Below are 22790 nucleotides of genomic sequence, written 5' to 3' on the forward strand. Positions count from 1 at the left end.
TTATGACTGAGATAAAAATGCCTAAACTAGGTGAAAGTGTAACTGAAGGCACGATTGAAAGATGGCTCGTGAAACCCGGGGACACGGTGGAGGAATATGACCCCCTTTGTGAAGTGATCACCGATAAGGTGACTGCCGAGGTGCCGTCTGTCGCAGCCGGTACAATAGGAGAACTCCTCGTCAGCGAAGGGGAGACCGTCGATGTCGGTGTCGCGATCTGCACCGTGGAATCTGAGGGCGGTGAAGAAGCCACTGCTGCCGGTGAAGATGCTCCGGAAAAAGAGGTGGAAGAGCCTGCCTCTGCCAAGGCGTCTTCGTCTCCGGCCAAAGAGGCTGAAAAACCCCGGGGTGCCCGCATTTCCCCTGTGGTGATGCGTCTGGCAAGTGAGAATGACATCGATTTGAATGAAGTCCAGGGCACGGGCTTCAATGGCAGGATCACAAAGAAAGACATATTGAAAATGATCGAACAGCCTGCCGAACCTAAATCGGCACCTGCTGAAACGGCACCTGCGGCACAAAGCCGACCGGCGGCCGCAAAACCTTCAGTGAGGGCCGGGGAGGAGATCCCGGTGAGCGGAGTGCGGGCGGCCATTGCAGAGAAAATGGTCCAGTCTTCCACGGAAATCCCTCATGCATGGCTCATGATGGAAGTGGATGCGACGAACCTCGTCAATCTGCGCAACGATCTGAAAAATGATTTCAAAAAGAATGAGGGCTTCAACCTGACTTTCTTCAGCTTTTTTGTCAAAGCTGCGGCAGAGACATTGAAGGAATTCCCGATGCTGAACAGTTCATGGCAGGGGGATAAGATCGTGGTGAATAAAGATATCAACATATCAATAGCAGTCGCAGGCGATGATAAACTTTATGTGCCCGTCATTAAAAATGCGGATGAACTGACGATAAAAGGTATTGCGAAGCAGGTCAATGAACTTGCAGAGCTTGGAAGGGCGCATAAACTGACATCCGAACATATGTCAGGCGGCACCTTCACGGTCAATAACACCGGTGCTTTCGGTTCTGTCCAGTCCATGGGCATCATCAATCATCCGCAGGCAGCCATACTGCAGGTGGAGTCCATCGTCAAAAAACCTGTGATCGTGGATGATATGATTGCGATCAGACATATGGTGAACTTATGCCTCTCCATCGACCACCGCATCCTTGACGGCTTAGTTGCCGGACAGTTCCTGAAAAGGGTCAAGGAAAGAATCGAGAAGATATCAGCGGAACATACATCGGTGTATTAATCTTTACAAAGTAAAATTTTACCGATAAACTGGTCTTAGAGATAATATTATAAACCTTGGCATGACAAGGTTTATATGAACGAGGAGAGATTCGAAATGAATATGGACTTTAACCTGTACATGAACGATATAGTTACGACTGCACGCAGTGAAATGCGCGAATCCGGCTACACCGAGCTCACGACCCCGGAAGAAGTGGATCAGCACCTGAATAAGAAAGGGACCGCACTTGTAGTGGTCAACTCGGTCTGCGGATGTGCCGGCGGCATCGCACGTCCTGCTGCAAAACACGCATTGAACTATGATAAACTGCCCGATCAGCTGCTTACGGTATTTGCCGGCCAGGACAAAGAGGCAACGGAACATGTGCGTGACAAAGCGCCGGATTATCTGCCATCTTCACCGTCTTTCGCATTATTCAAAGACGGTGAGATCGTTGATATGATTGAAAGACATGAAATCGAAGGGCATGAAACGATGAGTGTCATCACAAACCTGCAGGCATGGTTCGAAGAGCACTGCGAAGAATTATAAAAAAGAGGTCCCTCCGGGACCTCTTTAATTTAGTTAAAATGCTGTCAGCATGCTCACTCCAAATAATAGACCTGAAACGACGATTAAAAACACCATGAACCAAATGACCACTTGTCTAACTTTTTTATTATGCACAAAAACCATCCTTACTAGATTAATGTAACCAGTATATTACACCAGTTTCCCATAATCAATATCATTACGGAGGAAAAACCATGAATGAAGAACGTTTGATCAACCAGTTCACAGAGATGTTGAGAGTGGATTCAGAGTCTGGCCAGGAAAGGGAGATCGCCGACTACCTGATAGAACACTTCAATAAAATGGGTGTTGAAGTCACTGAAGATGACAGTGCAGACATCACCGGACATGGCGCCGGCAACCTTTTGATCCGCATCAAGGGCACAGAAGGTGTGGCGCCGTTGTACTTCACCGTTCATATGGACACGGTCACACCAGGCAAAGGCATCACCCCGAAGATCGAGGGAGGCTACATAGTTTCCGACGGCACGACGATACTCGGCAGCGACGATAAAGCTGGCATCGCAGCCCTGATCGAGGCGCTGAACATCATCCGGGAAGATGATATTCCACACGGTGATATCGAAATCGTCATCACCGCCGGTGAAGAGTCCGGACTTGTCGGCGCCAAAGCTTTCGACACCAGCCAGCTTAAAAGCAAGTTCGGCTATGCGGTCGATTCCACTGGAAAAGTCGGGACCGTCGTTACAAGTGCGCCGACGCAGAGTAAAGTGGAAGCGCATATTCACGGCAGGACCGCTCATGCCGGCGTTGCACCTGAAGAAGGTGTGAGTGCAATCAATATCGCAGCCAAGGCTGTCAGCATGATGACACTCGGCAGGATCGATGAGGAGACGACAGCCAATATCGGCCGGATTGAGGGCGGGAGCGCCACGAACATCGTCGCAGATTATGCATATGTCCTCGCTGAAACACGCAGTCTTGACCCTGAAAAGATGAAAGCACAGGCTGCACATATGAAAGTGGCATTCGAAGATGCAGCGGCAGAGCTTGGGGGCCGTGCAGAGGTGACAGTAGAGAAGATGTATGACCATCTGCATGCAGAACTCGACTCCGAGGTGGTCACGACCGTCAGGACGGCCATTGAAAATATTGGCAGGGAGCCGGACTTCATTTCACTCGGCGGGGGAAGTGACGGCAACGTATTCAATGGGAAAGGCATCCAGACCGTTGTGCTTGGATTGGGATATGAAAACATCCATACGACTTCTGAAAGGATGCCGATCGAAGAGCTCATCAAAGCGGCCGAGCTCATCGTGGAGATCATTAAAGTCCAGCACTCAAAGTAAACAAAAAAAAGAAGGTGATGACACTGGATGTCATCACCTTCTTTTTTCATTCAAACGCCTGCCAGACCTGTATTTTGGAATCGGAATAGTTGATATCATACGGACTCTTGATCACTTCAATGGAAAAATTGCAGTTTAGATCCCGTTTGACCTTGAAGCGCCATCTCCTGAAAATGTACCGGTAAATATCTTCCATCAAGGTGCCGGCTTTCCCCGTACCTTCAAAAACCGTGAAATCACCTGATTCCGTATAAGTTTCATCGAAAGGCGCCGCATCCGACGAGGACACCCCGATCATCAGCTCCATTTCATCTTTGACGATCCTCTCATGCAGGATGATGCCTTTGACACGTCCGCTGTTGAAGCCGAGAAGTTCATCGATCAGGCCGTTTCTTTCAAGGCTTTTCAGCATTTCAATCTTCTTATCGCGGGTATAATCATTGAGTGAGAAGTACCGGGTGAATCCCACTATTCTGAAGCTGTCGATATGGACTGTGCGGGAGGGGTATTCCGGCTTGTCGACAGGCACGACTTCGAACGTGATGCGTTCGAGGAGATCAAGCGACCGGATATACTTTTCAGTTTCGTAGGGGGAGATGCCCATACGTGCCTTGTACAGTTCCTTGAATTCATCCGCATCCCTGTAGCCGTAATATTTCGCAATATCCAAAAGCCGGCGGTGACCTTCGTACAGCTCATATGCGATTTCGGTCATCCTCCGTTTCTGCTGGTATTCATAAGGTGTCATACCCACAAGTGAGGTGAATATGGTGATGAAGGACTTCGGTTCGACGCCAAGTTCATTTAATGCAGAGCTGAAGTCGATTTCTTCCCTTAAACGGTCTTCTATATATATGATGAATTTTTCAATAAAATTAACAGTCTCCATACTGCCTGATGCCACCTTCAAATTTCAATACTTATATCATAATTATTTCACTGTCACCTTAAAAACACAATTATTATGATATAATTAAAAAATCAATTAAGACAGGTGATTTTCTATGCAATTTACAGTTCTCGGCTCAGGTGCAGGACTGCCATCCAAAAAAAGACACACCCAGAGCTATGTATTGGATTCGGTGGATGAAATCAATCAGTACATAATGATCGATGCGGGGGAAGCCTTGCAGCACAGGATACTCCATACCGGCATCAAGCCTTCCAAAGTCAGGAATATATTCATCACACATCTGCACGGTGACCACATTTACGGCCTGCCGGGCTTCCTGTCGTCGCGTGCGCACCAGGGCGGGGAGGATGTACCGCTCACCGTTTACGGGCCCCGGGGATTGGCACAGTGGCTGGAGGTCACATTTGAAATCAGCGGATCCCGACTGAACTATCCACTCGAAATAATCGAGATAACGCACGGTGAGTGCATTGAGATGGACGGCTTCAAAGTCCATGTACATCTGCTCGACCATAACATCGACAGCTTCTTGTATGTCTTTGATGAAAATGATAAAAAAGGTGCGCTGGACCCGGAAAAACTGAAGCGCATCGGCCTTGAGCCGGGGCCTGCCTATGCCCGGATCAAAAATGCGGAAACATTTGAATTCAATGGTGAAACTTACCATACAGCAGACTTCACCGGTCCGGACATTACAGGTCGGAAAATCGCCGTGCATGGGGATACACGTGTGATCACGACACCTGAGTATATGTCCCTCCTGGACGGGAGCGACCTCATCGTACACGAAGGGACTTATCTCGACGGGGAACGTGAAAAAGCACACCGGTATTTCCATTCGGAAATCACCGATGTGCTCGAAAACTTTAAAAGTATAAATTACGGGTCACTGCTGATCACCCATTTGAGCAATCGCTATGAAGATGGATTTTTGGATGAGCTGGAGGCAAAGCTGCCTTCAAACGTCTACATCACCCACGATTTCTTCGAACATCCCATCTCACGTAATTCTCAAGGAAATAAGTGACTTTTGCGACGTAGGCCTCCTGATTCCGGTTGAAACTTTCAACATGGCCGCCTCGTCCGGGGTACCAGGCCATCTTGGGCCCCTTTTTCTTTTCATACAGTTCCTTCGTCTGATGGTACGGTATGAATTTATCATTTTTTGAATGGATGAATAATATCGGCTGTTCAATTTCATCTATGATTCTTATGGGTGAGACTTTGAACAGTGAAAATTTGCTCCTTACACGGAAGAAAAGGTTCGTCACGATCAGAATAAATGGAGATGCGGCTCTTGAATACTGGCCGAATATGAAAGTCAGCTGGTCGGCGAATTTTGAGAACGAGGCATCGGAAATATAAAATTTCGCCTCATTTGAAAGCTCGCCTGCATAGAGCAGCATGGTCGCAGCACCCATGGATTCACCATGGATGCCAAACTCGATATCCTCCCCGTAATGTTGATGCAGATACTTGACGACACTCTCAAGATCATATTTCTCATAGAAGCCGTATGTGGAATGAATGCCTCCCGTATCACCATGTCTTCTTGCATCGTAGATCACACAGTTGTAGCCCATCTCAACAAACATGTTCAGGTACTTGATGGAACTGATCTTATTTTCGGTGACCCCGTGGCACAGCACCACCCATTTGTTCGTATCATTTGGATAGACAAAGACTGCATTGATACTGTAGTCGAACCTGGATGGAATTAAAATGTTGTCCTGGGGCAGTTTTCTGAATTCCTTCAAATTTATCCGCTTCGCCCTTGTTTCCCGGCGTTTGATCACTTCCACATCGCGGAGTTTGAAGAAGAGTGTCTGAGTGGAGGCATAATAGCCGAGTGAAACCAGTATGGTCGCCACTGAGAATATGCCTGTCCAAATCCATAAGCCTAATTTTTTCATAATCTATGGTCCTCGTACTTTTCTTTTTTAAACAGCTCGTCGAGCAAACGTGAATCCTCATTTGTCATTGAAGCCGCTTTTTTGAAACTGTCCATATTATCCTCCAGCTGCTTCAGGCTGCTCACACCGTTCACTATGACTGCACCCTTATCGATGAGATACTTGAACGACAGGGCGGTCAGATCATCATGCTGACGTGCGAGCGTATCGAAGATGCCGTGTAAATCCATTTGTGAGTAATTAAGGATACCATCAGGGAATTTCTCTTTCAAGTGGGCTTCGTGGCGGCCTGTGAACAACCCCTGCATCAATGGTCCCCTGGCAAGTATGACGATGTCCTTCAGATCTTCCAGCAATTCCACAGGACGGTTGTCAAGAGGGTTCAGCTGGAGCATCAGCGTATCGATATTACTGTTCTTATTATAAAAATCAATGACGTTTGGACGTATGGATGAAATGCCGTAGCTTCTGATCAGACCCTCTGATTTCAGCTCCTCGAATGCAAGGACCGTTTCTTCCTTGTCATCTTCAATCGTTCCGCCATGAAGCTGATATAAATCGATATGATCAATTTCCAATCGGCGGAGTGATTCTTTAACCTGGGTTTTGATGTATTTCCTGCCCGGATTCCATCCGATCTTCTTCTTCAGCGTCTTATCGAATTCATTCCCCACTTTGGTGCCCGTAAGGAAATTATATCTGCTCCGGTATCTGTTCAAAATCTTTCCGATTACAGCTTCGTTTTCACCGTATTGATATAAATCGGCAGTATCAAAATAATTGATATTTTGGGACAGAGCATATTCGATGATCTCTTCTGTCTTGATATCATCTTCGACTGGTAAATTCATGCAGCCCAAAGACATGCGGGAAAATGTCAATCCGCTTTTTGATTCAATATATTCCATGTATATTACTCCTTTACATTTACGGGTAGAATTATTATATCAATAAAATGCACAAAAATTGAGTTTAATTCACCAAAGTATTTCCGCCCTTTTTAAAGCGATAATTTTAGTGCTATAATTATTGTTATAAAAAAGCCAAGGAGCGTTGACATGACCAACAGCAAATCATATGAGCACTTGAAAGAAGAGATCCTTGAGACCGATGAGATATTCAACGGCAGGGTGATCAAAGTCACACATGATAAAGTGAGGCTGCCCGACGGTGAAACTTCGTACAGGGAGATTGTCCATCATAACGGCGCCGTCGCAATCATACCGGTCCATGAGGACCATTTATATTTTGTCAGGCAGTTCAGGGTGCCGACCGGTGAAGTGCTGCTAGAAATACCTGCCGGCAAGGTGGAGCGGGATGAGGCACCGGCCGATACCGCAGAAAAGGAGTTGAGGGAAGAAATCGGTGCGGTGAGCCCTGAAATCCGGAAGTTATACGAATTTTACACCGCCCCGGGCTTTGCAAGTGAGCTCATCCATCTGTATATTGCAGAGGAGCTGAAATTCGAAGCACAGGCACTGGAAGAAGATGAATTTCTGGATATAGAAAAAATCCATGTCGATTCGCTCCAGGCTGCTCTTGATGAAGGTAAATTCCGTGACGCCAAAACCATCATTGCTGTACAGTATGTATTGGCACATTTGTGATTCTCAATTAGAAAATTTTTTATTTATAATAATTATTAATAACTTTCAATCCTGGAAGAAGTTTTGTATAATGAATTTATTGATTAATGATTAAAGTAGGTGGCGTCGTGGAAAAGAGAATCCAGCATATCAAAGAAGCCCTTCATGATGCAAAATACAAATTGACACCACAACGAGAAGTGACACTCAGGGTATTATTGGAGAATGAGAGTGATCATCTGAGCGCAGAAGATGTATTCATGAAAGTGAAGGAAAAATACCCCGAAATCGGCCTGGCCACCGTATACCGCACCCTTGAACTCCTCAACGAGCTGAAGATTTTGGATAAGATCAATTTCGGTGACGGTGTCGCCCGCTATGACCTCCGCAAAGAAGGTGCAGAACATTTCCACCATCATCTGGTATGCATCAGCTGCGGTTCTGTGGAGGAGATAGAGGAAGACCTGCTCGGGGATATTGAAATCAAAGTTGAGAATGATTTTCACTTTAAAGTAACCGATCACCGTCTGACTTTTCACGGTGTGTGCAAAAGTTGTACACTGGTGATGGAGAAGAGCAAAGATGATTGAAAAACATGTTGACGAATACATCACCTTCCTCAAAATTGAAAAAGGGCTGAGTCCGGCTTCGCTCAGTTCATATAAACAGGATTTGAATCATTACTTATTCTATCTCGATGATCAGGGCATCACTTCCCTCGCAAAAGTGGACACCGATGTATTGATAGGTTTCATCAAATACATGACTGAAAAAGGATTGAGCCCGAAGACGATTTCCAGGACACAGTCGACGCTCAGGAACTTCCATCAGTTCCTGCTGAACCAGGATGTGACCGAAGTCAATCCGGCCGTCAAGCTGACCGCAGTGCGCGGGGAGAAGAAACTGCCGGTATATTTGACCATAGAAGAGATGGAGACGCTGCTTGCCACACCGGATGATTCTCCGGCAGGGAGGCGTGACAGCACCATGATGGAAGTACTTTACGCTTCCGGCATCAGGGTGAGTGAGCTGATCAGCATCAAACGTCCTGATGTCAACACCGAAATGGGCTTCATCAGGGTCAGCGGCAAAGGCAGCAAGGAACGCATCGTCCCGATAACAGACTTTGTCGCCCGGCAGCTGGACGAGTACATCGGCAGCATAAGGCCCCGGCTGCTCAAGGCCGAGGATACCGAGGACCTGTTCATCACCAACCGGGGCAGGGGCTTCACCCGTCAGGGGCTATGGAAAACCATCAAGAAATACGAAGTGCTGAGCGGCATCAACAAAAATATCACGCCGCACACTTTCCGGCATTCATTCGCAACACACCTGATAGAAAACGGTGCGGATTTAAGAGCTGTCCAGGAGATGCTGGGTCATTCGGATATCAGCACCACCCAGATCTACACGCAAATCTCCGCTTCAAAAATCCGTGAGATGTATAAACAATTCCACCCGAGAAAGTAGGTATAATATGTTTAAAAGAATTCATTTGACAGTGCTTGATTCAGTCGGCATCGGGGCTCAGCACGATGCCCGGGAATTCGGGGACGAAGGGGCACACACCCTTAAGCACCTGCTTGAAGACTCTCCCGTCACCCTCGGCAACCTTGAAAAGATGGGACTCGGCTGCATTGATGCGCTTCCGGGCATCGGCTGCCCTGAGGCGCCGCAGGCTTTTTACAGCAAAATGGCTGAAATATCCAGAGGCAAGGATACGATGACCGGCCATTGGGAAATAGCCGGACTCAATATAAAGGAGCCGTTCAAGGTCTATCCCGACGGTTTCCCGGAAGAGCTGCTCGATAAAATCAAGGAAGCGACCGGCAGGGGGATCGTCGGCAACATCCCTGCAAGCGGTACGGAAATCATCAAAGATTACGGGGAACATCAGCTTGAGACCGGGGACCTGATCATTTACACATCAAATGACCCGGTGCTCCAGATCGCGGCCCATGAGGAAGTCATTCCTCTGGAAGAGCTGTATGAAATCTGCGAGAAGGTGAGGGAGATGACGAAAGAGCCTGAATTCCTGGTCGGCCGCGTCATCGCAAGGCCTTTCACCGGCACAAACAAGCATGATTTCACAAGGACCGAAAACAGGCATGACTATGCACTTGAACCTTTCGGCAGGACTGTACTGAACGCGCTTCAGGATGATGGGAAGGATGTCATAGCAATCGGCAAGATCAACGACATCTTCACCGGTTCCGGCATCACCGACTCGGTAAGGACAAAGAGCAACGATGATGGGGTGGATAAGCTGCTTGAAGTGATGGACCGTGATTTTGAGGGCCTGTCATTTTTGAACCTTGTTGATTTCGATGCCTTATATGGCCACAGGAGGGATCCTGCAGGTTATTCCAACGCCTTGAAGGAGTTTGATGAAAGGCTGCCGGAAATCGTTGAAAAACTCGGGGAAGATGACCTGCTGATCATCACCGCCGACCATGGCAACGATCCCACCCACACGGGGACCGATCATACAAGGGAGTATGTACCGCTCCTGATCACGTCCAAAAGAGACCTGGACTACGGACCGATCCGCCAGAGTGAGACATTCAGCGACCTCGCCGCAACGATAGCGGAGAACTTTGGTGTCGAGTACGAAACAGAAGGCAGAAGTTTATTAAGCGAGATCATCAAAGATGAAGAATAAAAATGTCGTCTTTCTGGTCATATTGTTGTTTGCTCTCATATGGGGCATCGCTTACTGGTTCCTATTAGTTTAGAAAACTGCAGACAGCCGTCTGCAGTTTTTATGTTTCATCATCTCCGGACCTTTTCCTCCTGAGTTTTTCATTTCTCACATTGATGATCTCGGACCTGTCCCGAAGACGGTGTTTCTGCACAAGGGTGATGTCTTTTTTATGGATTGTGCGGATGAAGCGGGAAAATTCTTCCGCTGGACACCCGGGCATGGCATAGAGGCGGAGCGCCTCCAGCATCGCATCCGTAAGCGGCAGGTGCAGGGGTGAGAAGTCTGCAGTGCCTACCGCACTGAAACGCGCCTCCACAAGGGGGATGATGTCACTCTTCAACCCATACTTCCAGTGATCGAAAGGCCGCTCCCCGAGCCGCCGCACGGCACGGCCGTATATTTTCCGTGCACCGTAGACGTTGTTTCTGCGATAATGGTATTCCGCCGTCGAAAGCTGGATGAAGAAGATTTCGTCATCTTCCTTTGAAAAGGCGGTTTTCGACTTCCAGGCGTCCTCCATGATTTCATGGCATTCAAAGTAATCTTGCTTTATAATAAATTCGTTATAGTATTTCAATAAAGTTTTTTCATCCATAATGATTCTCCAAAATTGAGGTTTTAGTATGCGTACATATGAAGTTAAATTAGAAGTGTTTGAGGGGCCGCTCGATCTGCTGCTGCACCTGATCAGGGAGCTTGAGATTGATATATATGATATACCGATGGCCACACTTACAGCCCAGTATATGGAATACATCAACCAAATGAAAGAACTTGAGATCAATGTGGCGAGCGAATATCTGGTCATGGCGAGTGAGCTTCTGAAGATAAAGAGCTTCATGCTGCTGCCGGAGCCGGCGGCCGTGGAGGCGGATTTTGAAGACCCGAGGGAACAGCTCATGGAACAGCTGCTGGAGTATCAGAACTACAAACAGTATGCAGAAGAACTTTCATACTTGAAGATGGAGAATGACAAGACTTTCATCAAGGCACCGCATGAGTTCGAGGAGTCCGGGGAGGGGGGCGACGAGCCCGACCTGACCCTTGCACATCTGCTGGAAGCGTACCAGAAGGTCAGGATGCGCGTATCGCTGACACGCACTCAGACGGTTTCAATCAGGCGGGAAGTGATATCGAAAGAATATGCAGAGTCTTACATCAACGAAAAGTTCAGCGGCAGACGCGCACTCAGGCTCACTGAACTGTTCAGCCTGGATGAATCAAGGGCGATGGTCGTGGCACTTTTCATGGTCGTCCTGGACTGGGTGAAAGCACATAAAATGAATATAACTACTTTGGATGATGGTGAATTCCAATTTGAAAGGCAGCAATAGTATGGAAAAAATTGAAATCATAGAAGGCCTGCTCTACATCGCAGGTGATGTGGGGCTGACGGAAGAACAGCTGATCATGCATGTACCGGTCACAAAGCAGCAGCTTCAGCAGGAAATCGAAAAACATCACAAGCCGCATCTGGAGATCAGCCGCCACGGACAGACATATTTCCTGAAGACGACGCCCCGGATGGAGAAATACATCGACCGCATCCTTCAGGATAAGCCGAAGAACAGGCTTTCGCAGGCGGCGCTTGAAGTGCTGGCGATCATCGCATATAATCAGCCCGCTTCCCGTGCTATGATAGAGGAGCTGCGCGGGGTCCAGTCGGACGGGCCGATCACGACCCTTTTGAATAAAGGGCTGATCATGAAAAAGAACGTTGAGAATGAACGCGCATCACACTTTGTCACCACCCGGACTTTCCTTTACGTATTCGGCCTGGAAAGTCTCGCGGACCTGCCGACACAGGATGATATACAAGAACAGGAAGAAATCGATTTATTTTTCGATAATTTGAAGGAGGAAAAAAATGATGGATGAAATCAGATTGCAAAAAGCTATAGCCAACAGCGGTGTGACATCGCGGCGGAAGGCGGAACAACTCATCACCGAAGGACGCGTGAAAGTCAACGGAAAAACCGTCACGGAGCTGGGGACAAAAGTGACAGCCGGGGATGATGTCGAAGTGGACGGCGTGCCGATCACCAAAGAAGAGAAAGTATATATATTGTATTACAAACCTGTCGGTGAAATTTCTTCAGTGGAGGATGAAAGCGACCGCAAAACGGTGATTTCCAAGTTCAGGGCACTCGATAAGCGCCTCTATCCCGTCGGACGCCTGGATTATGACACATCAGGAATCCTGCTGCTGACCAATGACGGCGAATTCACACAGTACATGACACACCCGAAATATGAAATCTCCAAAACCTACAGGGTGAAGGTCAAGGGTATCCTGAAGAGGCATGAGCAGAAGATGATGGCTGAAGGCATCATGCTCGAAGACGGCAAAACGGCGCCTGCAACCGTGAATGTGATCCGTGATAAAAAAGATAAGAATATGATCGTCGATGTGACGATCCATGAAGGGCGCAACCGCCAGGTCAGAAGGATGTTCGAGCATTTTGACCTGGAAATACTGAAACTGACCCGCATCGGATATGACTTTTTGACCCTGGAAGGTTTGAGCGAAGACGACCACAGGTTCTTAAAGCCGCACGAAGTGAAAAAATTGATCGCGAATGCGAAAAGCTGAGCCGTCAATTGTCATAATAATGTCAAACCGTGCCTCTGTATGAATGATATAATAAGTGGAGCAAATTAGTTACTGTAGGTGAAATATATGAAGAGACAAACAAGGAACATACTCAGGATCACAATCATATTAAGCATTGTCATCCTCCTTGGAATAACATTATGGTTCAATCTGACCTCCGATTCCCAGGCGGTTCAGGTCGGGGATGATGCAGTGGATTTCCAGCTCGAAACCCTTGACGGGGAAACCGTACACTTATCGGAGATCAATGAAGATAAAGGTGTCATCCTGAATTTCTGGGGCACCTGGTGCGAACCCTGCCGGGAGGAAATGCCCGATATGAATCAGATCTATAATGAAGGCAACGATGAATACGAACTCATCGCTGTCAACGTTTCAGAAGGGGAGCAGCAGATCAATCAGTTCCTGAGAAGCCTTGATGAGGAACTGGCTTTCCCGATTGCCCTCGACCGAAACAGGGACGTGACGAAAGCTTATCATATCGGACCGTTGCCGACGACGATAGCAATCGATAAAAACGGCGTGGTCGTCGATAAACAGGAATATCAGCTGACCACGGACGACATTTACAGTTTCGTCGAACAATCAACTTCGGAATAGGATGAAGTGTAATGGAATTAAAAGAGATTAAGTGCGGATCCTGCGGTCATGTGAACCCGCCGGGCACACAGCTGTGCCAGTCCTGCGGGAAGATGATCAACAGCGATTATGATAAGAAGAAAATCAAGGACCTGATGCGCTATGACGGCAGTGCGATCCGGTCGAAAACAAGGTCGAAGAGCATTTTCGACAAGATCTGGATCTTCTTCACCTCCATAAAGGTCGGTGTGACGATCATCCTGATCATAGCAATCGCCGCATCAATCGGGACGATCTTCCCGCAGGAATACTTCATCCCCGTAGGAGTCGATCCGCTGCAGTATTATACGGAACATTACGGCACCCTCGGGAGGCTCTACTATGAGCTCGGCTTCCATAATCTATACTCCTCATGGTGGTTCATCGTACTGATCGGCATGCTTGCACTGTCACTCATTGCAGCAAGCATCGACAGAGGTGTGCCTTTATTCAAGTCTTTGAAGAACCAGCGTGCCAAAAAGCACCCGACGTTCTATAAGAGGCAGCGTCTGAACCTCCATCAGGAAAACGCGGGGCAGACTGAGGCGGTCATAGAAGGATTCAAGAAAAAAGGCTACAAAGTCAAATCTGACGGCAATCATCACCTGCTCGAAAAAGGCAGGCTTTCAAGATGGGGTCCCTACATAAACCATACCGGGCTGATACTGCTCCTGTTCGGCAGCATGCTGAGATTCTTTCCCGGCATGTATGTCGATGAGCTGGTGTACATCACTGAAGGCGACACCGTCCAGCTTCCCGAAACGGAAGGCCAATATTATGTAGAGAACAATGACTTCATCGTCGATATCTACGAAGAGGATGCAGGCACGGTTTTTGATGAAACAGTGCAGCGCACCAATGAGGTCATAACGAGCAACTATCAGACGGATATCACTTTCTACGAAAACGAGAATGTTGATGTCATCGGGGCACAGCCGGACCTTCAGAAAGTGGAGGATTACAGCATACGTGTCAACCATCCTTACAGCTTCGACCAATTCGAACTTTACCAGTCGAGTTATGACAATTCCCAGATGAAGTCGATGACATTCCAGCTGGAGGACAGCGGCGGTGAGACTGTCGGTGAACCCTTCACGGTGATGCTTGATGACCCTGAACGGACTTATGAGGTCGGGGAGGGCATGGAAGTGAACATGAGGGCATATGCGCCTGACTTCCTTGAGATAGATGAGAACGGTGCACTGATTTCCGCCACACCGGTGGCAACGAACCCGGCATTCGTATTTGAAGTGAACGACGGCGATTCAAGCGAACTCAGCCTGTTGCAGATCATGCTGTCGACCGACATCACCCAGGATAACGAATACAACGTGAGGTTCGTCGAGAATGAAAACCACTGGGCGACCGTCCTGACCCTGAAGAAAGATTTGACCTTACCGATCATAGCGACCGGCTTCGGCATCTTCCTTATCGGACTTTTCATCGGTTCGTATATCAACCATAGACGGATATGGATCAATGATGAAAATGGCTTCAGCATCAGTGCACATACAAATAAAAACTATTTCGGTCTGAAGAAGGAGATCGATCCAGTCCTGGAAGAAAACGGCTACGATGCGATTTTTGACAGAGACGCAAAAGATTTTGATGAAGGCGTCATCATTGGTGAGGAGAAATAATTATGGAATCAACACTTTTATCGATAAGCAACGGGCTGATCACTTCAGCATTCTTCATATTACTGGTTGCACTTGTGCCTCTTTCCCTGAGCATAAGGAACGAAAAGAAAAAATTTGAAAATACAGCCATCATCATGACGGTGATCGCTTTTGTTATGCAACTCGGCTATTTTATATTAAGATGGATAGCAACTGGGCATGCCCCGGTATCGAACATGTATGAGTTCATCGCGACTTTCTCGATAATGATCATACTCGGCTATCTGATCACCTATCATTATTACAAGACGAAAGTGCTCGGCCTGTTTGCAATCCCGGTGTCATTGCTGCTGATTGCTTACGGCAGTCTATTCTCGACCGATGTCAATCCTTTGATCCCGTCGCTTCAGAGCAACTGGCTCGCAATCCACGTGATCACCGTATCGATATCCTACGGAATACTCTCCATGAGTGCAGTGGCAGGTTTGATCTATCTGCTCAAGGCGATTCCGCAGAATGAGAAATCATGGCGTGCCCGCCTGCTTGAAATGATCATGGCCGGCCTTGTCATCGTCCTCGTCTACATCGGGACGACGCTTGTCATGAAAGGTGCCGTCGGCTACAGCGATGAATTCATGTACACCGACCAGCGCGGGGAGACGATGGTGGCGGATTACCACCTGCCGAGCCTTGTGAACTATAATGATGCAATTCCAGTTGAACATGTGGGCGACAATCAATATGAACAGGTGGAACACTTCCACTCGGGCATCTACCTGCCGCCGGTGATCAATTCGCAGTCATTGAACACAGTGCTCTGGTCCATCATACTCGGTTTGATCGTTTACGGAATCCTCCGCCTGATACTCCGGAAGCGGCTCGTTGCACTGGTCAAGCCGCTTGCCAACAAGGCAGACCTGAACTTGATGGATGAGATCGGATACCGTTCTGTCATCATCGGCTTCCCATTATTCGCCCTCGGCGGCATCTTTTTTGCTGCAATTTGGGCACAGATCGCCTGGAGCAGATTCTGGGGCTGGGACCCGAAGGAAACCTGGGCATTCATCACATTCATGTTCTATACCATTTTCCTACACTTGAGATTGAACAGAGGATATGAAGGGGAGAAATCTGCATGGCTTGCAGTGATCGGTTTCATACTGATACTCTTCAACCTGATCGCCATCAATCTGATCGTTGCAGGACTCCATTCATATGCATAATTAGAGAAGAGGGTTGATATGACGGAAAAGATTCTTATAGTTGACGATGAAGAACGCATTAGGAAACTGCTCAATATGTACCTGGTCCGCGAGGGCTATGAAATCACGGAGGCAGAAGACGGCGCAGAAGCGCTGGAACTTGCATTGGAGAATGATTACAACTGCATTCTGCTCGATCTGATGATGCCTGAGATGGACGGTATAGAAGTGGCGAAAAGGCTTCGCCGCGAGAAGTCCACACCGATCATCATGCTGACGGCCAAAGGTGAGGAAAACAACCGGGTGGAAGGTTTCGAAGTCGGTGCGGATGACTATATCGTGAAGCCCTTCTCGCCGAGGGAAGTTGTCTTACGTGTCAAGGCGATACTGCGCCGCGCTTCCGAAACTTCATTCATCAAACAGGAAACGACGGCAAAGGACATCATCGTCTATGAACATCTGGTGATCGACAATGATGCGCACCGGGTGCTTGCAGACGATAAGAAAGTGAATCTCACCCCGAAGGAATATGAACTGCTTCTGTTCCTGGCAAAAAGCCCGGATAAGGTGTTCGACCGTGAAGAACTGCTGAAAGAAGTCTGGAACTATGACTTCTACGGTGATCTCAGGACAGTCGACACCCATGTGAAGCGCCTGAGGGAAAAGCTCAATAAAGTTTCACCTGAAGCGAGCCGCATGATCCACACGGTATGGGGCATCGGTTACAAGTTCGAGGTCAATGAACTGTGAGATCGCTAAATAGTCTTGTTTCTAAACTGTGGTTGACCATCATCCTGATGGTGACCGCAGTTTTAATTATATTGACGCTGGTTTTGATCTTTTTCTTCAGAAGCTATGTCTTCAACACTACAGAGACGATTTTGGAAGAAGATATAGACAGGGTGGAGGAGATGCTCCTCACCGAACATGACATGGGCACCCTCGGCAATACGAGCCTGCTGCAGGAGGACAATCTGATCATACTTTATGATGAGGACCCCCTCCTGCCGTTTTCAGCACTTGATGAAGAAATCTACAATCGTATGAACACTGAAAACATCACCGACACCACATTCATCATCGACGACCTGTACGACAGCATGTACATGATCAAAACTTCCAGTCTGACGAGGTATTTTGAAGAAGACCTGCATATCATCATGTACAGGGACCTGGATGCAGTGAACCAGTCGATCAGCGGAATCACCGTCATCATGTTCATCACCACGGGCATCCTCATCATCGGGACGACGATTTTCGCTTTTCTCCTGCTCAACAGGATCACCCGCCCGCTCATCAACCTGAAAACTGCAGCCTACAACACTTCCAGGGGGAAATACCAGCCGCTTGAAGTCAGGAGCAGGGATGAGATCGGGGAGTTGACGCTTGCATTCAATAAGATGAACAGGGACATCAAAAAGAATATCGAAGCCGTCCTTCATGAGAAGAACCTCCGGGAGGAGATCTTCAGTTCCATGGAGGAGGGGGTGCTTTATTTCGATACAGACGGTGAATTGATCTACAGCAACGCCAAAGGTAAATCCATATATGCCGCCCTCTCTTCCAACAGCCATGAGAAGGAGATGTTCATTTCGAATGTTCTGGACATCGCTGAGACGAAGACATCGCGGATCGAAAGGTTCAATATGCTGAACAGCCATTATCAGGTTTCCTATACCGCCGTCGTCAGTGACAACAGGACATACGGCACGATTGTGCTGATCCGGGACATCACGGAAATGGTGAAGACGGAGACGATGCGGTCTGACTTCATCGCCAATGTCTCGCATGAGCTGAAGACGCCGATGGTCATGCTGAGCGGTTATTCGGAGGCGATACTCGACGGTATCGTGACCGAGCCTGGGGAAGTGAGGGAAATGATCAAGATCATCAAGGATGAATCGGACCGGATGAACAATCTTGTCAATGAACTGATCACGATCGCAAGGATGGACAGCGGCTCGGATCTTATGAATATAGAAGGAAACGACTTCATGTACCTGCTTGAAGACGTCGGCCTGAAATTCAAACATGCTTTGAACGAGAAGGGGATCAAATTTGTCCTCGATGCTGAAAAAGAGAGTGTATATTTCGACTTTGATTATGGTAAAATTGAACAAGTATTAAACAATCTGATCGATAATGCGATACGGTACACTGAACCGGGGGATAAGATCACTCTGAAGGTCCGGGAAGAAGGGGACCATGTCAGATTTTCCATCGCCGATACGGGAATCGGCATCAAAAAGGAACATCAGGACCGCATATTTGAACGCTTTTACAAGGTGGATGAATCGAGGACACGCGGTAAGCACGGCACAGGGCTCGGCCTCTACATCGTATCTTCCATCATAAAAAGGCATCAGGGAACAATTGATTTACACAGTGAACCGGGGGTCGGCACAACTTTCGAAATCGTACTCCCGAAAAATCATAATATAGATTAGGGGTCATTCTATGGACAGAAACCGTTTGAGGAAATTAATCATCATCAGCATACTTTCCGCAATATCATTTGTACTGATGCTGCTGCAGTTCCCGATACCGTTCATCCCGCCGTATCTGACCGTGGATCTGTCGGATATTCCGGCCTTCATCGGTTTCATCCTGTACGGGGGCCTCACAGGATCCATGATCATCATTTTGAAGATATTGATTTATGGACTGCTTGCCGCCAGTGAACCGATCGGTCCGCTGGCAAACCTGCTCGCATCGTTTTCCCTGCTTTTGCCGGTATATTTCATTTATTTCAGGCATAAAACGACGAAATCGCTGATCATCGGTTTCATCGCGGGTACAATATCTTTGACCGTCGTATTGTCCATACTGAATTACTTCGTGCTCCTTCCGCTTTACGGCATGATCGTGGACCAGACCGATATCATTGAAAACTTGAGGATCATCGTCACGGCCGGGATCATACCGTTCAATATCATCAAAGGAATCATCGTCGGGCTCGTCGCCCTCATCATCTATAAGAAGCTGATTCCAAAATTGAGGAAAATATGAAAAAGAGGCGATGAACATCGCCTCTTTTAATTATTCGAATTTTAATGGATCGCCGTCAAAGGATTCACCGGCGACCTTGATCGAGTCGGTCGGACAGCCGTAGAACGCATCCTCGAGATCTCCGTGCAATGCCTCGGGGACGGCTTTTGTACCCGTATTATCATCCAGGATGACATACGCGAGTCCATCATCGTCATAATCATATATATCCGGTGCAGATGCGCCGCACGCGCCGCATGCGATGCATGTGTCCATATCCACGATAGTATACTTCTCCACACCCATAATTTCACCTCTTAAGAAAGACTTCCATATGATTTTATAGTTAAAAATGCACTTTTTCAATTAATGATGCCTCCAAAATGCGCTTTACGTCTTTAGACCGATAATGCTTTGAAATTCACACAATTAATAATATAATGAATGAGTAGATATAAGGTTGAGGAGAATGTCCAATGAAAGACGATTTTTATAAAAATATGAAGCATAAGCGTACTCAGAACGATACAGAGCACTCCAAAGTCAAACAGAAAAACAAAGATAAAAAAGATAAGGCGAAAGTGGATGAAAGAGCGCGTGAAGAGGAGTCATTGAAACGCAGTGCAAAATATAAAGATCGTACGAACGAGCCGTCGAACCAGTTTTCCGATAAAGTGAAAGTTTACTTCAACCGTGAGAACCTGGAAAAGGGAAAGGCTTTCTTTGCAGGCAAGCTCTCCACTTATAATGAGAGATTTTCCAATGAATTGAAAGTGACCAAAGAAAAACTGGATGAATTCAGAAACAGGCCGAAGAAGCAGAAAACTGAAGGGCAGGATGGTGCGGATGACGGCGAATCAACGAGGAATAAAGGGCTTCTGCCGATGATCGCCGCCGGCGTCATCATCGTTCCTCTCACGCTTTTCCTTGGCTTTGTCATCATCAATAATTTCTGGCCTTCAAATGATGGCATGGAACTCGCAACGGATGAGGCGGAGACCGAAGAAGCCGCGGAATCGGAAGATGAAGAACTCAATGAAGATCTGGAAGAACAGCGCTTCGAAATGGAAAGGCGCATGGCCGAATCCAGAGGTTCTGAAGAAGATGGGGCAGAGTCGGAAAGTGAAGAGGATGAAACTTCCGAAAGCGGGGAAGCGGCGGTCGAAGAAGGCGACCTCGCTTCAGAAAATGTGGAAGCCATCTACAGCGGGGAAGAACTCTCCATCCTGGAGGACATTGCAGGGGATGCGATTGAGGAGAAGGAGAGCGGTGACGATGCGGAAACCCCTTCGGAATCAGCGGAGGAAGATGAAGAAGAGCAGGGTGAGGGCGAAGAGGCTGAAGAGGCCGAGTCTGGAGGCACGACGCACACCGTCACTGCCGAGGACAACCTTTACCAGATAGCACTACGCTACTACGGCAGCGGAGCGCCTGAAGACGTACAGAGGATACGTGATGCGAACGGCATCAGCGGCAACGCCATCAGCGAAGGCCAGGAGCTCATCATCCCGTGATGGGCAAGGCGGAATACTTTGAAACGATCATCATAGGGGCCGGTCCATGCGGACTGGCTGCAGCGGTCGAGCTCGAGAGAAATGATATGGATTATCTCGTGCTTGAAGCACATAATATCGTCAACGCGATTTACAATTACCCCACCCACCAGACTTTCTTTTCCTCCTCAGAGAAGATCGCCATCGGTGAGTTCCCTTTTATAACGGAAGAGCACAAGCCAAAAAGGAACCAGGCACTCGTCTATTACCGTGAAGCAGTCAAACACTTCGATTTGAACATCCGCGTATTCGAGAAGGTGACTTCCGGCAGCAGGACGGATGAGGGGTTCATCATCGAAACAGATAAAAAGAGTTATTCGTGCAGGCACCTCATCATCGCGACAGGCTATTACGGCCAGCCGAATCAGTTGGATGTGCCGGGCGGGGACAAAAGTAAAGTTTCCCACTACTTCAAGGAAGCCCACCCTTATTTCAACAGTCAGGTACTGGTGGTGGGCGGCAGGAACTCCAGTGCCGATGCAGCGATCGAACTCGAAAAAGCAGGCGCCCATGTGACCGTCATCCACCGCAGGGCCGATTACTCGAAAAGCATCAAACCATGGGTGCTGCCGCAGCTGAAATCACTTGTGGAACACGGCAGGATCAAATATGCCTTCAATACTGAGCTCCTGGAAGTCAAAGATGACAGCGCAGTGATCAGGACCGGGGATGAAATAAAAGAGATAAAGAACGATTTCGTCCTTGCGATGATCGGCTACCACCCGGATTACGACTTTTTGCGGTCTTTCGGCATCAGGCTTACGGCTTATGAAGAAGGGTACGCACCGTCCTACGACCATGCGACCATGGAAACCAACATTGAGAACCTGTATCTCGCAGGAGTCGTTGCAGCAGGGGATGATGCAAATACGATTTTCATCGAGAACGGGCGGTTCCACGGTAAAAAAATCATACGGAACATCATGCAAAAATCAGCTCTTGGAAATCAGCACCTTTAACAGGTGCTGATTTTTAATGTTCAAAGACATCTTTTATAAGGTGCGTTTCGAGATTGGAGAGTGCGAGCAGCAGCTTCAGACGCGCCTTCTGGCCGTTGAGGCCGTTCGAGAAGATGACCCCCCGCGATTTCAGTTCATATCCGCCGCCATGGTAGTCATAGTAGCTGCCGACTATGCCGTTGAAGGATCTGGAGACGATCACCGTGACGATGCCCGCTTCCAACACTTGTCCAAGCCCCGGCATGGCACTTGGCGGGATATTCCCCTGTCCCAATGCTTCTATGATCAGACCATCGTAGTCCGCCTGCACCAGCGCATTGAAAAACGTACCGTCCAGGCCGACATGGGTCTTTATCAGTCCGACTTTCATATCGGTATCCACTTTACTGAATTTGAGCCGGGGCTGCACCGGATGATGATACTGCACATCCTGCTTCGTCAGGAAGCCGACCGGGCCATGGTTCGGACTCTGGAATGTCGCTATGTTCGAAGTATGTGTCTTTGTGACGGAATGGGCGGTGTGGATTTCATCGTTGAAGACCACAAGCACGCCCCTGTTTTCGGATTCGGCCTCTGTTGCGACCCTTATACTTGAGAGGTAATTGTACATCCCGTCACTGCCGATCTCATTGGCGGAGCGCATGGCGCCCGTAATTATCACGGGCGGTGTGATGTTTAAAGTGATATCGAGAAAATAGGCCGTTTCCTCCAGTGTATCCGTCCCGTGGGTGATGACGAAGCCGTCATAGGACTCTTCATTTTCAAGGATGATGCGCTTCAGTTCATCCATATCAGTGACTGTGATGTGCGGAGACGGTTTTTTGAGGGGGTAGATCTCCTCCACCCGGACATCTTCGGGCATATGACCCCCGATATTCAAAGGGTTTTCAGCACCCTGCCTCACGACGCCGTCCATTTCGGACATGCTGATGGTCCCTCCTGTATGTACAGCAAGAATTCTTTTCATTTTATTCCTCCCGATGCAATTTTAAATATTATCATT

25 protein-coding genes are annotated in these 22790 nt (G+C 48.0%); 19 read left to right on the forward strand and 6 right to left on the reverse strand.

Translation table 11 applies throughout. From position 1 onward, the window contains the following. The first annotated feature begins 2 nt into the window (after positions 1–2). From CRN96_RS02635 to CRN96_RS02645, 3 genes are all read left to right on the forward strand, one after another. Positions 3–1253, forward strand: a complete 1251-nt coding sequence (locus CRN96_RS02635; RefSeq protein ID WP_097038869.1) for a dihydrolipoamide acetyltransferase family protein — start codon at positions 3–5, stop codon at positions 1251–1253. Positions 1254–1349: 96 nt separating this feature from the next. Then, the gene (locus CRN96_RS02640) at positions 1350–1787 is read left to right on the forward strand and encodes a BrxA/BrxB family bacilliredoxin (protein WP_097038872.1); all 438 of its coding nucleotides are present in this window, start codon (positions 1350–1352) and stop codon (positions 1785–1787) included. Between the two features lie 215 nt (positions 1788–2002). Continuing rightward, on the forward strand, positions 2003–3118 hold the full coding sequence (locus CRN96_RS02645; RefSeq protein WP_097038874.1) for a M20/M25/M40 family metallo-hydrolase: 1116 nt from the start codon (positions 2003–2005) through the stop codon (positions 3116–3118). Positions 3119–3164: 46 nt separating this feature from the next. Here the strand turns inward: CRN96_RS02645 and CRN96_RS02650 are convergent, their stop codons facing one another. Next, positions 3165–4007, reverse strand: coding sequence for a helix-turn-helix domain-containing protein (locus CRN96_RS02650; protein ID WP_097038876.1), 843 nt, complete (start codon positions 4005–4007; stop codon positions 3165–3167). A 115-nt stretch (positions 4008–4122) separates the two neighbouring features. Here CRN96_RS02650 and CRN96_RS02655 point away from each other — a divergent pair, with 115 nt between their 5' ends. Continuing rightward, a complete protein-coding gene (locus CRN96_RS02655) occupies positions 4123–5058 on the forward strand; it encodes an MBL fold metallo-hydrolase (RefSeq protein ID WP_097038878.1) in 936 nt (311 codons plus the stop codon). On the opposite strand, the gene CRN96_RS02660 is transcribed toward CRN96_RS02655, so the two are convergent. Together CRN96_RS02660 and CRN96_RS02665 are read right to left on the reverse strand one after the other, a co-directional pair. After that, on the reverse strand, positions 5003–5944 hold the full coding sequence (locus CRN96_RS02660; protein ID WP_097038880.1) for an alpha/beta hydrolase: 942 nt from the start codon (positions 5942–5944) through the stop codon (positions 5003–5005). The genes CRN96_RS02655 and CRN96_RS02660 overlap by 56 nt on opposite strands. Beyond that, positions 5941–6852 (reverse strand): aldo/keto reductase, encoded by a 912-nt coding sequence (locus CRN96_RS02665; RefSeq protein ID WP_097038882.1) that lies wholly within the window; start codon positions 6850–6852, stop codon positions 5941–5943. Before CRN96_RS02665 ends, CRN96_RS02660 begins: the two co-directional genes overlap by 4 nt. A gap of 150 nt (positions 6853–7002) precedes the next feature. On the opposite strand from CRN96_RS02665, the gene CRN96_RS02670 reads away from it, so the two are divergent. From CRN96_RS02670 to deoB, 4 genes are all read left to right on the forward strand, one after another. Continuing rightward, positions 7003–7551: an NUDIX domain-containing protein gene (locus CRN96_RS02670; RefSeq protein ID WP_097038884.1), complete on the forward strand. Its 549-nt coding sequence runs from the start codon at positions 7003–7005 to the stop codon at positions 7549–7551. Between the two features lie 107 nt (positions 7552–7658). Next, positions 7659–8120 carry a ferric iron uptake transcriptional regulator gene (gene fur, locus CRN96_RS02675; protein ID WP_097039673.1) on the forward strand — a complete coding sequence of 154 codons (462 nt, stop codon included), beginning with the start codon at positions 7659–7661 and terminating at the stop codon, positions 8118–8120. Next, positions 8116–9000 (forward strand): site-specific tyrosine recombinase XerD, encoded by an 885-nt coding sequence (gene xerD, locus CRN96_RS02680; protein ID WP_179647103.1) that lies wholly within the window; start codon positions 8116–8118, stop codon positions 8998–9000. Before fur ends, xerD begins: the two co-directional genes overlap by 5 nt. Before the next feature lie 7 nt (positions 9001–9007). Next, positions 9008–10192: a phosphopentomutase gene (gene deoB, locus CRN96_RS02685; RefSeq protein WP_097038888.1), complete on the forward strand. Its 1185-nt coding sequence runs from the start codon at positions 9008–9010 to the stop codon at positions 10190–10192. A 100-nt stretch (positions 10193–10292) separates the two neighbouring features. On the opposite strand, the gene CRN96_RS02690 is transcribed toward deoB, so the two are convergent. Continuing rightward, positions 10293–10829, reverse strand: a complete 537-nt coding sequence (locus CRN96_RS02690; RefSeq protein WP_097038891.1) for a DUF309 domain-containing protein — start codon at positions 10827–10829, stop codon at positions 10293–10295. A 28-nt stretch (positions 10830–10857) separates the two neighbouring features. On the opposite strand from CRN96_RS02690, the gene CRN96_RS02695 reads away from it, so the two are divergent. The 9 genes from CRN96_RS02695 to CRN96_RS02735 all read left to right on the forward strand — a co-directional run bounded on the left by CRN96_RS02695 (position 10858) and on the right by CRN96_RS02735 (position 19296). After that, complete coding sequence (locus tag CRN96_RS02695; protein ID WP_097038893.1) at positions 10858–11568, forward strand: segregation and condensation protein A; 711 nt, start codon at positions 10858–10860, stop codon at positions 11566–11568. A 1-nt stretch (position 11569) separates the two neighbouring features. Continuing rightward, positions 11570–12112 carry an SMC-Scp complex subunit ScpB gene (scpB, locus tag CRN96_RS02700; RefSeq protein ID WP_097038894.1) on the forward strand — a complete coding sequence of 181 codons (543 nt, stop codon included), beginning with the start codon at positions 11570–11572 and terminating at the stop codon, positions 12110–12112. Then, complete coding sequence (locus CRN96_RS02705) at positions 12105–12827, forward strand: pseudouridine synthase (RefSeq protein ID WP_425442496.1); 723 nt, start codon at positions 12105–12107, stop codon at positions 12825–12827. The genes scpB and CRN96_RS02705 overlap by 8 nt, the downstream gene beginning before the upstream one ends. 87 nt (positions 12828–12914) lie before the next feature. Next, complete coding sequence (resA, locus tag CRN96_RS02710; RefSeq protein WP_097038898.1) at positions 12915–13448, forward strand: thiol-disulfide oxidoreductase ResA; 534 nt, start codon at positions 12915–12917, stop codon at positions 13446–13448. An 11-nt stretch (positions 13449–13459) separates the two neighbouring features. Then, positions 13460–15106, forward strand: a complete 1647-nt coding sequence (locus CRN96_RS02715) for a cytochrome c biogenesis ResB family protein (protein ID WP_097038899.1) — start codon at positions 13460–13462, stop codon at positions 15104–15106. A 2-nt stretch (positions 15107–15108) separates the two neighbouring features. Further along, on the forward strand, positions 15109–16308 hold the full coding sequence (gene ccsB, locus CRN96_RS02720; RefSeq protein ID WP_179647078.1) for a c-type cytochrome biogenesis protein CcsB: 1200 nt from the start codon (positions 15109–15111) through the stop codon (positions 16306–16308). An 18-nt stretch (positions 16309–16326) separates the two neighbouring features. Further along, positions 16327–17037 (forward strand): response regulator transcription factor, encoded by a 711-nt coding sequence (locus tag CRN96_RS02725; protein WP_097038903.1) that lies wholly within the window; start codon positions 16327–16329, stop codon positions 17035–17037. Then, positions 17034–18734 (forward strand): sensor histidine kinase, encoded by a 1701-nt coding sequence (locus CRN96_RS02730; RefSeq protein ID WP_097038904.1) that lies wholly within the window; start codon positions 17034–17036, stop codon positions 18732–18734. Before CRN96_RS02725 ends, CRN96_RS02730 begins: the two co-directional genes overlap by 4 nt. A gap of 10 nt (positions 18735–18744) precedes the next feature. Next, on the forward strand, positions 18745–19296 hold the full coding sequence (locus tag CRN96_RS02735; RefSeq protein WP_097038906.1) for an ECF transporter S component: 552 nt from the start codon (positions 18745–18747) through the stop codon (positions 19294–19296). A 30-nt stretch (positions 19297–19326) separates the two neighbouring features. Here CRN96_RS02735 and CRN96_RS02740 read toward each other — a convergent pair whose 3' ends face one another. Continuing rightward, positions 19327–19575, reverse strand: coding sequence for a ferredoxin (locus CRN96_RS02740; protein WP_097039675.1), 249 nt, complete (start codon positions 19573–19575; stop codon positions 19327–19329). 176 nt (positions 19576–19751) lie between these two features. On the opposite strand from CRN96_RS02740, the gene CRN96_RS02745 reads away from it, so the two are divergent. Next, the gene (locus CRN96_RS02745; protein ID WP_097038909.1) at positions 19752–20789 is read left to right on the forward strand and encodes a LysM peptidoglycan-binding domain-containing protein; all 1038 of its coding nucleotides are present in this window, start codon (positions 19752–19754) and stop codon (positions 20787–20789) included. Continuing rightward, positions 20789–21787 (forward strand): YpdA family putative bacillithiol disulfide reductase, encoded by a 999-nt coding sequence (locus tag CRN96_RS02750; protein WP_097038911.1) that lies wholly within the window; start codon positions 20789–20791, stop codon positions 21785–21787. The genes CRN96_RS02745 and CRN96_RS02750 overlap by 1 nt, the downstream gene beginning before the upstream one ends. 13 nt (positions 21788–21800) lie before the next feature. Here CRN96_RS02750 and CRN96_RS02755 read toward each other — a convergent pair whose 3' ends face one another. Beyond that, the gene (locus CRN96_RS02755) at positions 21801–22754 is read right to left on the reverse strand and encodes an asparaginase (protein ID WP_097038914.1); all 954 of its coding nucleotides are present in this window, start codon (positions 22752–22754) and stop codon (positions 21801–21803) included. Between the last annotated feature and the right edge of the window lie 36 nt (positions 22755–22790).

It is taken from the genome of Salinicoccus kekensis (assembly GCF_900220995.1).
In the GTDB taxonomy this organism is placed as follows: domain Bacteria; phylum Bacillota; class Bacilli; order Staphylococcales; family Salinicoccaceae; genus Lacicoccus; species Lacicoccus kekensis.

What these genes read in the sequence shown, in the direction of transcription:
- CRN96_RS02635 (WP_097038869.1), top strand. Translation starts at nt 3, where the DNA reads ATGACTGAGATAAAAATGCCTAAACTAGGTGAAAGTGTAACTGAAGGC.
- CRN96_RS02640 (WP_097038872.1), top strand. Translation starts at nt 1,350, where the DNA reads ATGAATATGGACTTTAACCTGTACATGAACGATATAGTTACGACTGCA.
- CRN96_RS02645 (WP_097038874.1), top strand. Translation starts at nt 2,003, where the DNA reads ATGAATGAAGAACGTTTGATCAACCAGTTCACAGAGATGTTGAGAGTG.
- CRN96_RS02650 (WP_097038876.1), bottom strand. Translation starts at nt 4,007, where the DNA reads ATGGAGACTGTTAATTTTATTGAAAAATTCATCATATATATAGAAGAC.
- CRN96_RS02655 (WP_097038878.1), top strand. Translation starts at nt 4,123, where the DNA reads ATGCAATTTACAGTTCTCGGCTCAGGTGCAGGACTGCCATCCAAAAAA.
- CRN96_RS02660 (WP_097038880.1), bottom strand. Translation starts at nt 5,944, where the DNA reads ATGAAAAAATTAGGCTTATGGATTTGGACAGGCATATTCTCAGTGGCG.
- CRN96_RS02665 (WP_097038882.1), bottom strand. Translation starts at nt 6,852, where the DNA reads ATGGAATATATTGAATCAAAAAGCGGATTGACATTTTCCCGCATGTCT.
- CRN96_RS02670 (WP_097038884.1), top strand. Translation starts at nt 7,003, where the DNA reads ATGACCAACAGCAAATCATATGAGCACTTGAAAGAAGAGATCCTTGAG.
- deoB (WP_097038888.1), top strand. Translation starts at nt 9,008, where the DNA reads ATGTTTAAAAGAATTCATTTGACAGTGCTTGATTCAGTCGGCATCGGG.
- CRN96_RS02690 (WP_097038891.1), bottom strand. Translation starts at nt 10,829, where the DNA reads ATGGATGAAAAAACTTTATTGAAATACTATAACGAATTTATTATAAAG.
- CRN96_RS02695 (WP_097038893.1), top strand. Translation starts at nt 10,858, where the DNA reads ATGCGTACATATGAAGTTAAATTAGAAGTGTTTGAGGGGCCGCTCGAT.
- scpB (WP_097038894.1), top strand. Translation starts at nt 11,570, where the DNA reads ATGGAAAAAATTGAAATCATAGAAGGCCTGCTCTACATCGCAGGTGAT.
- CRN96_RS02705 (WP_425442496.1), top strand. Translation starts at nt 12,105, where the DNA reads ATGGATGAAATCAGATTGCAAAAAGCTATAGCCAACAGCGGTGTGACA.
- resA (WP_097038898.1), top strand. Translation starts at nt 12,915, where the DNA reads ATGAAGAGACAAACAAGGAACATACTCAGGATCACAATCATATTAAGC.
- CRN96_RS02715 (WP_097038899.1), top strand. Translation starts at nt 13,460, where the DNA reads ATGGAATTAAAAGAGATTAAGTGCGGATCCTGCGGTCATGTGAACCCG.
- ccsB (WP_179647078.1), top strand. Translation starts at nt 15,109, where the DNA reads ATGGAATCAACACTTTTATCGATAAGCAACGGGCTGATCACTTCAGCA.
- CRN96_RS02725 (WP_097038903.1), top strand. Translation starts at nt 16,327, where the DNA reads ATGACGGAAAAGATTCTTATAGTTGACGATGAAGAACGCATTAGGAAA.
- CRN96_RS02735 (WP_097038906.1), top strand. Translation starts at nt 18,745, where the DNA reads ATGGACAGAAACCGTTTGAGGAAATTAATCATCATCAGCATACTTTCC.
- CRN96_RS02745 (WP_097038909.1), top strand. Translation starts at nt 19,752, where the DNA reads ATGAAAGACGATTTTTATAAAAATATGAAGCATAAGCGTACTCAGAAC.
- CRN96_RS02750 (WP_097038911.1), top strand. Translation starts at nt 20,789, where the DNA reads ATGGGCAAGGCGGAATACTTTGAAACGATCATCATAGGGGCCGGTCCA.
- CRN96_RS02755 (WP_097038914.1), bottom strand. Translation starts at nt 22,754, where the DNA reads ATGAAAAGAATTCTTGCTGTACATACAGGAGGGACCATCAGCATGTCC.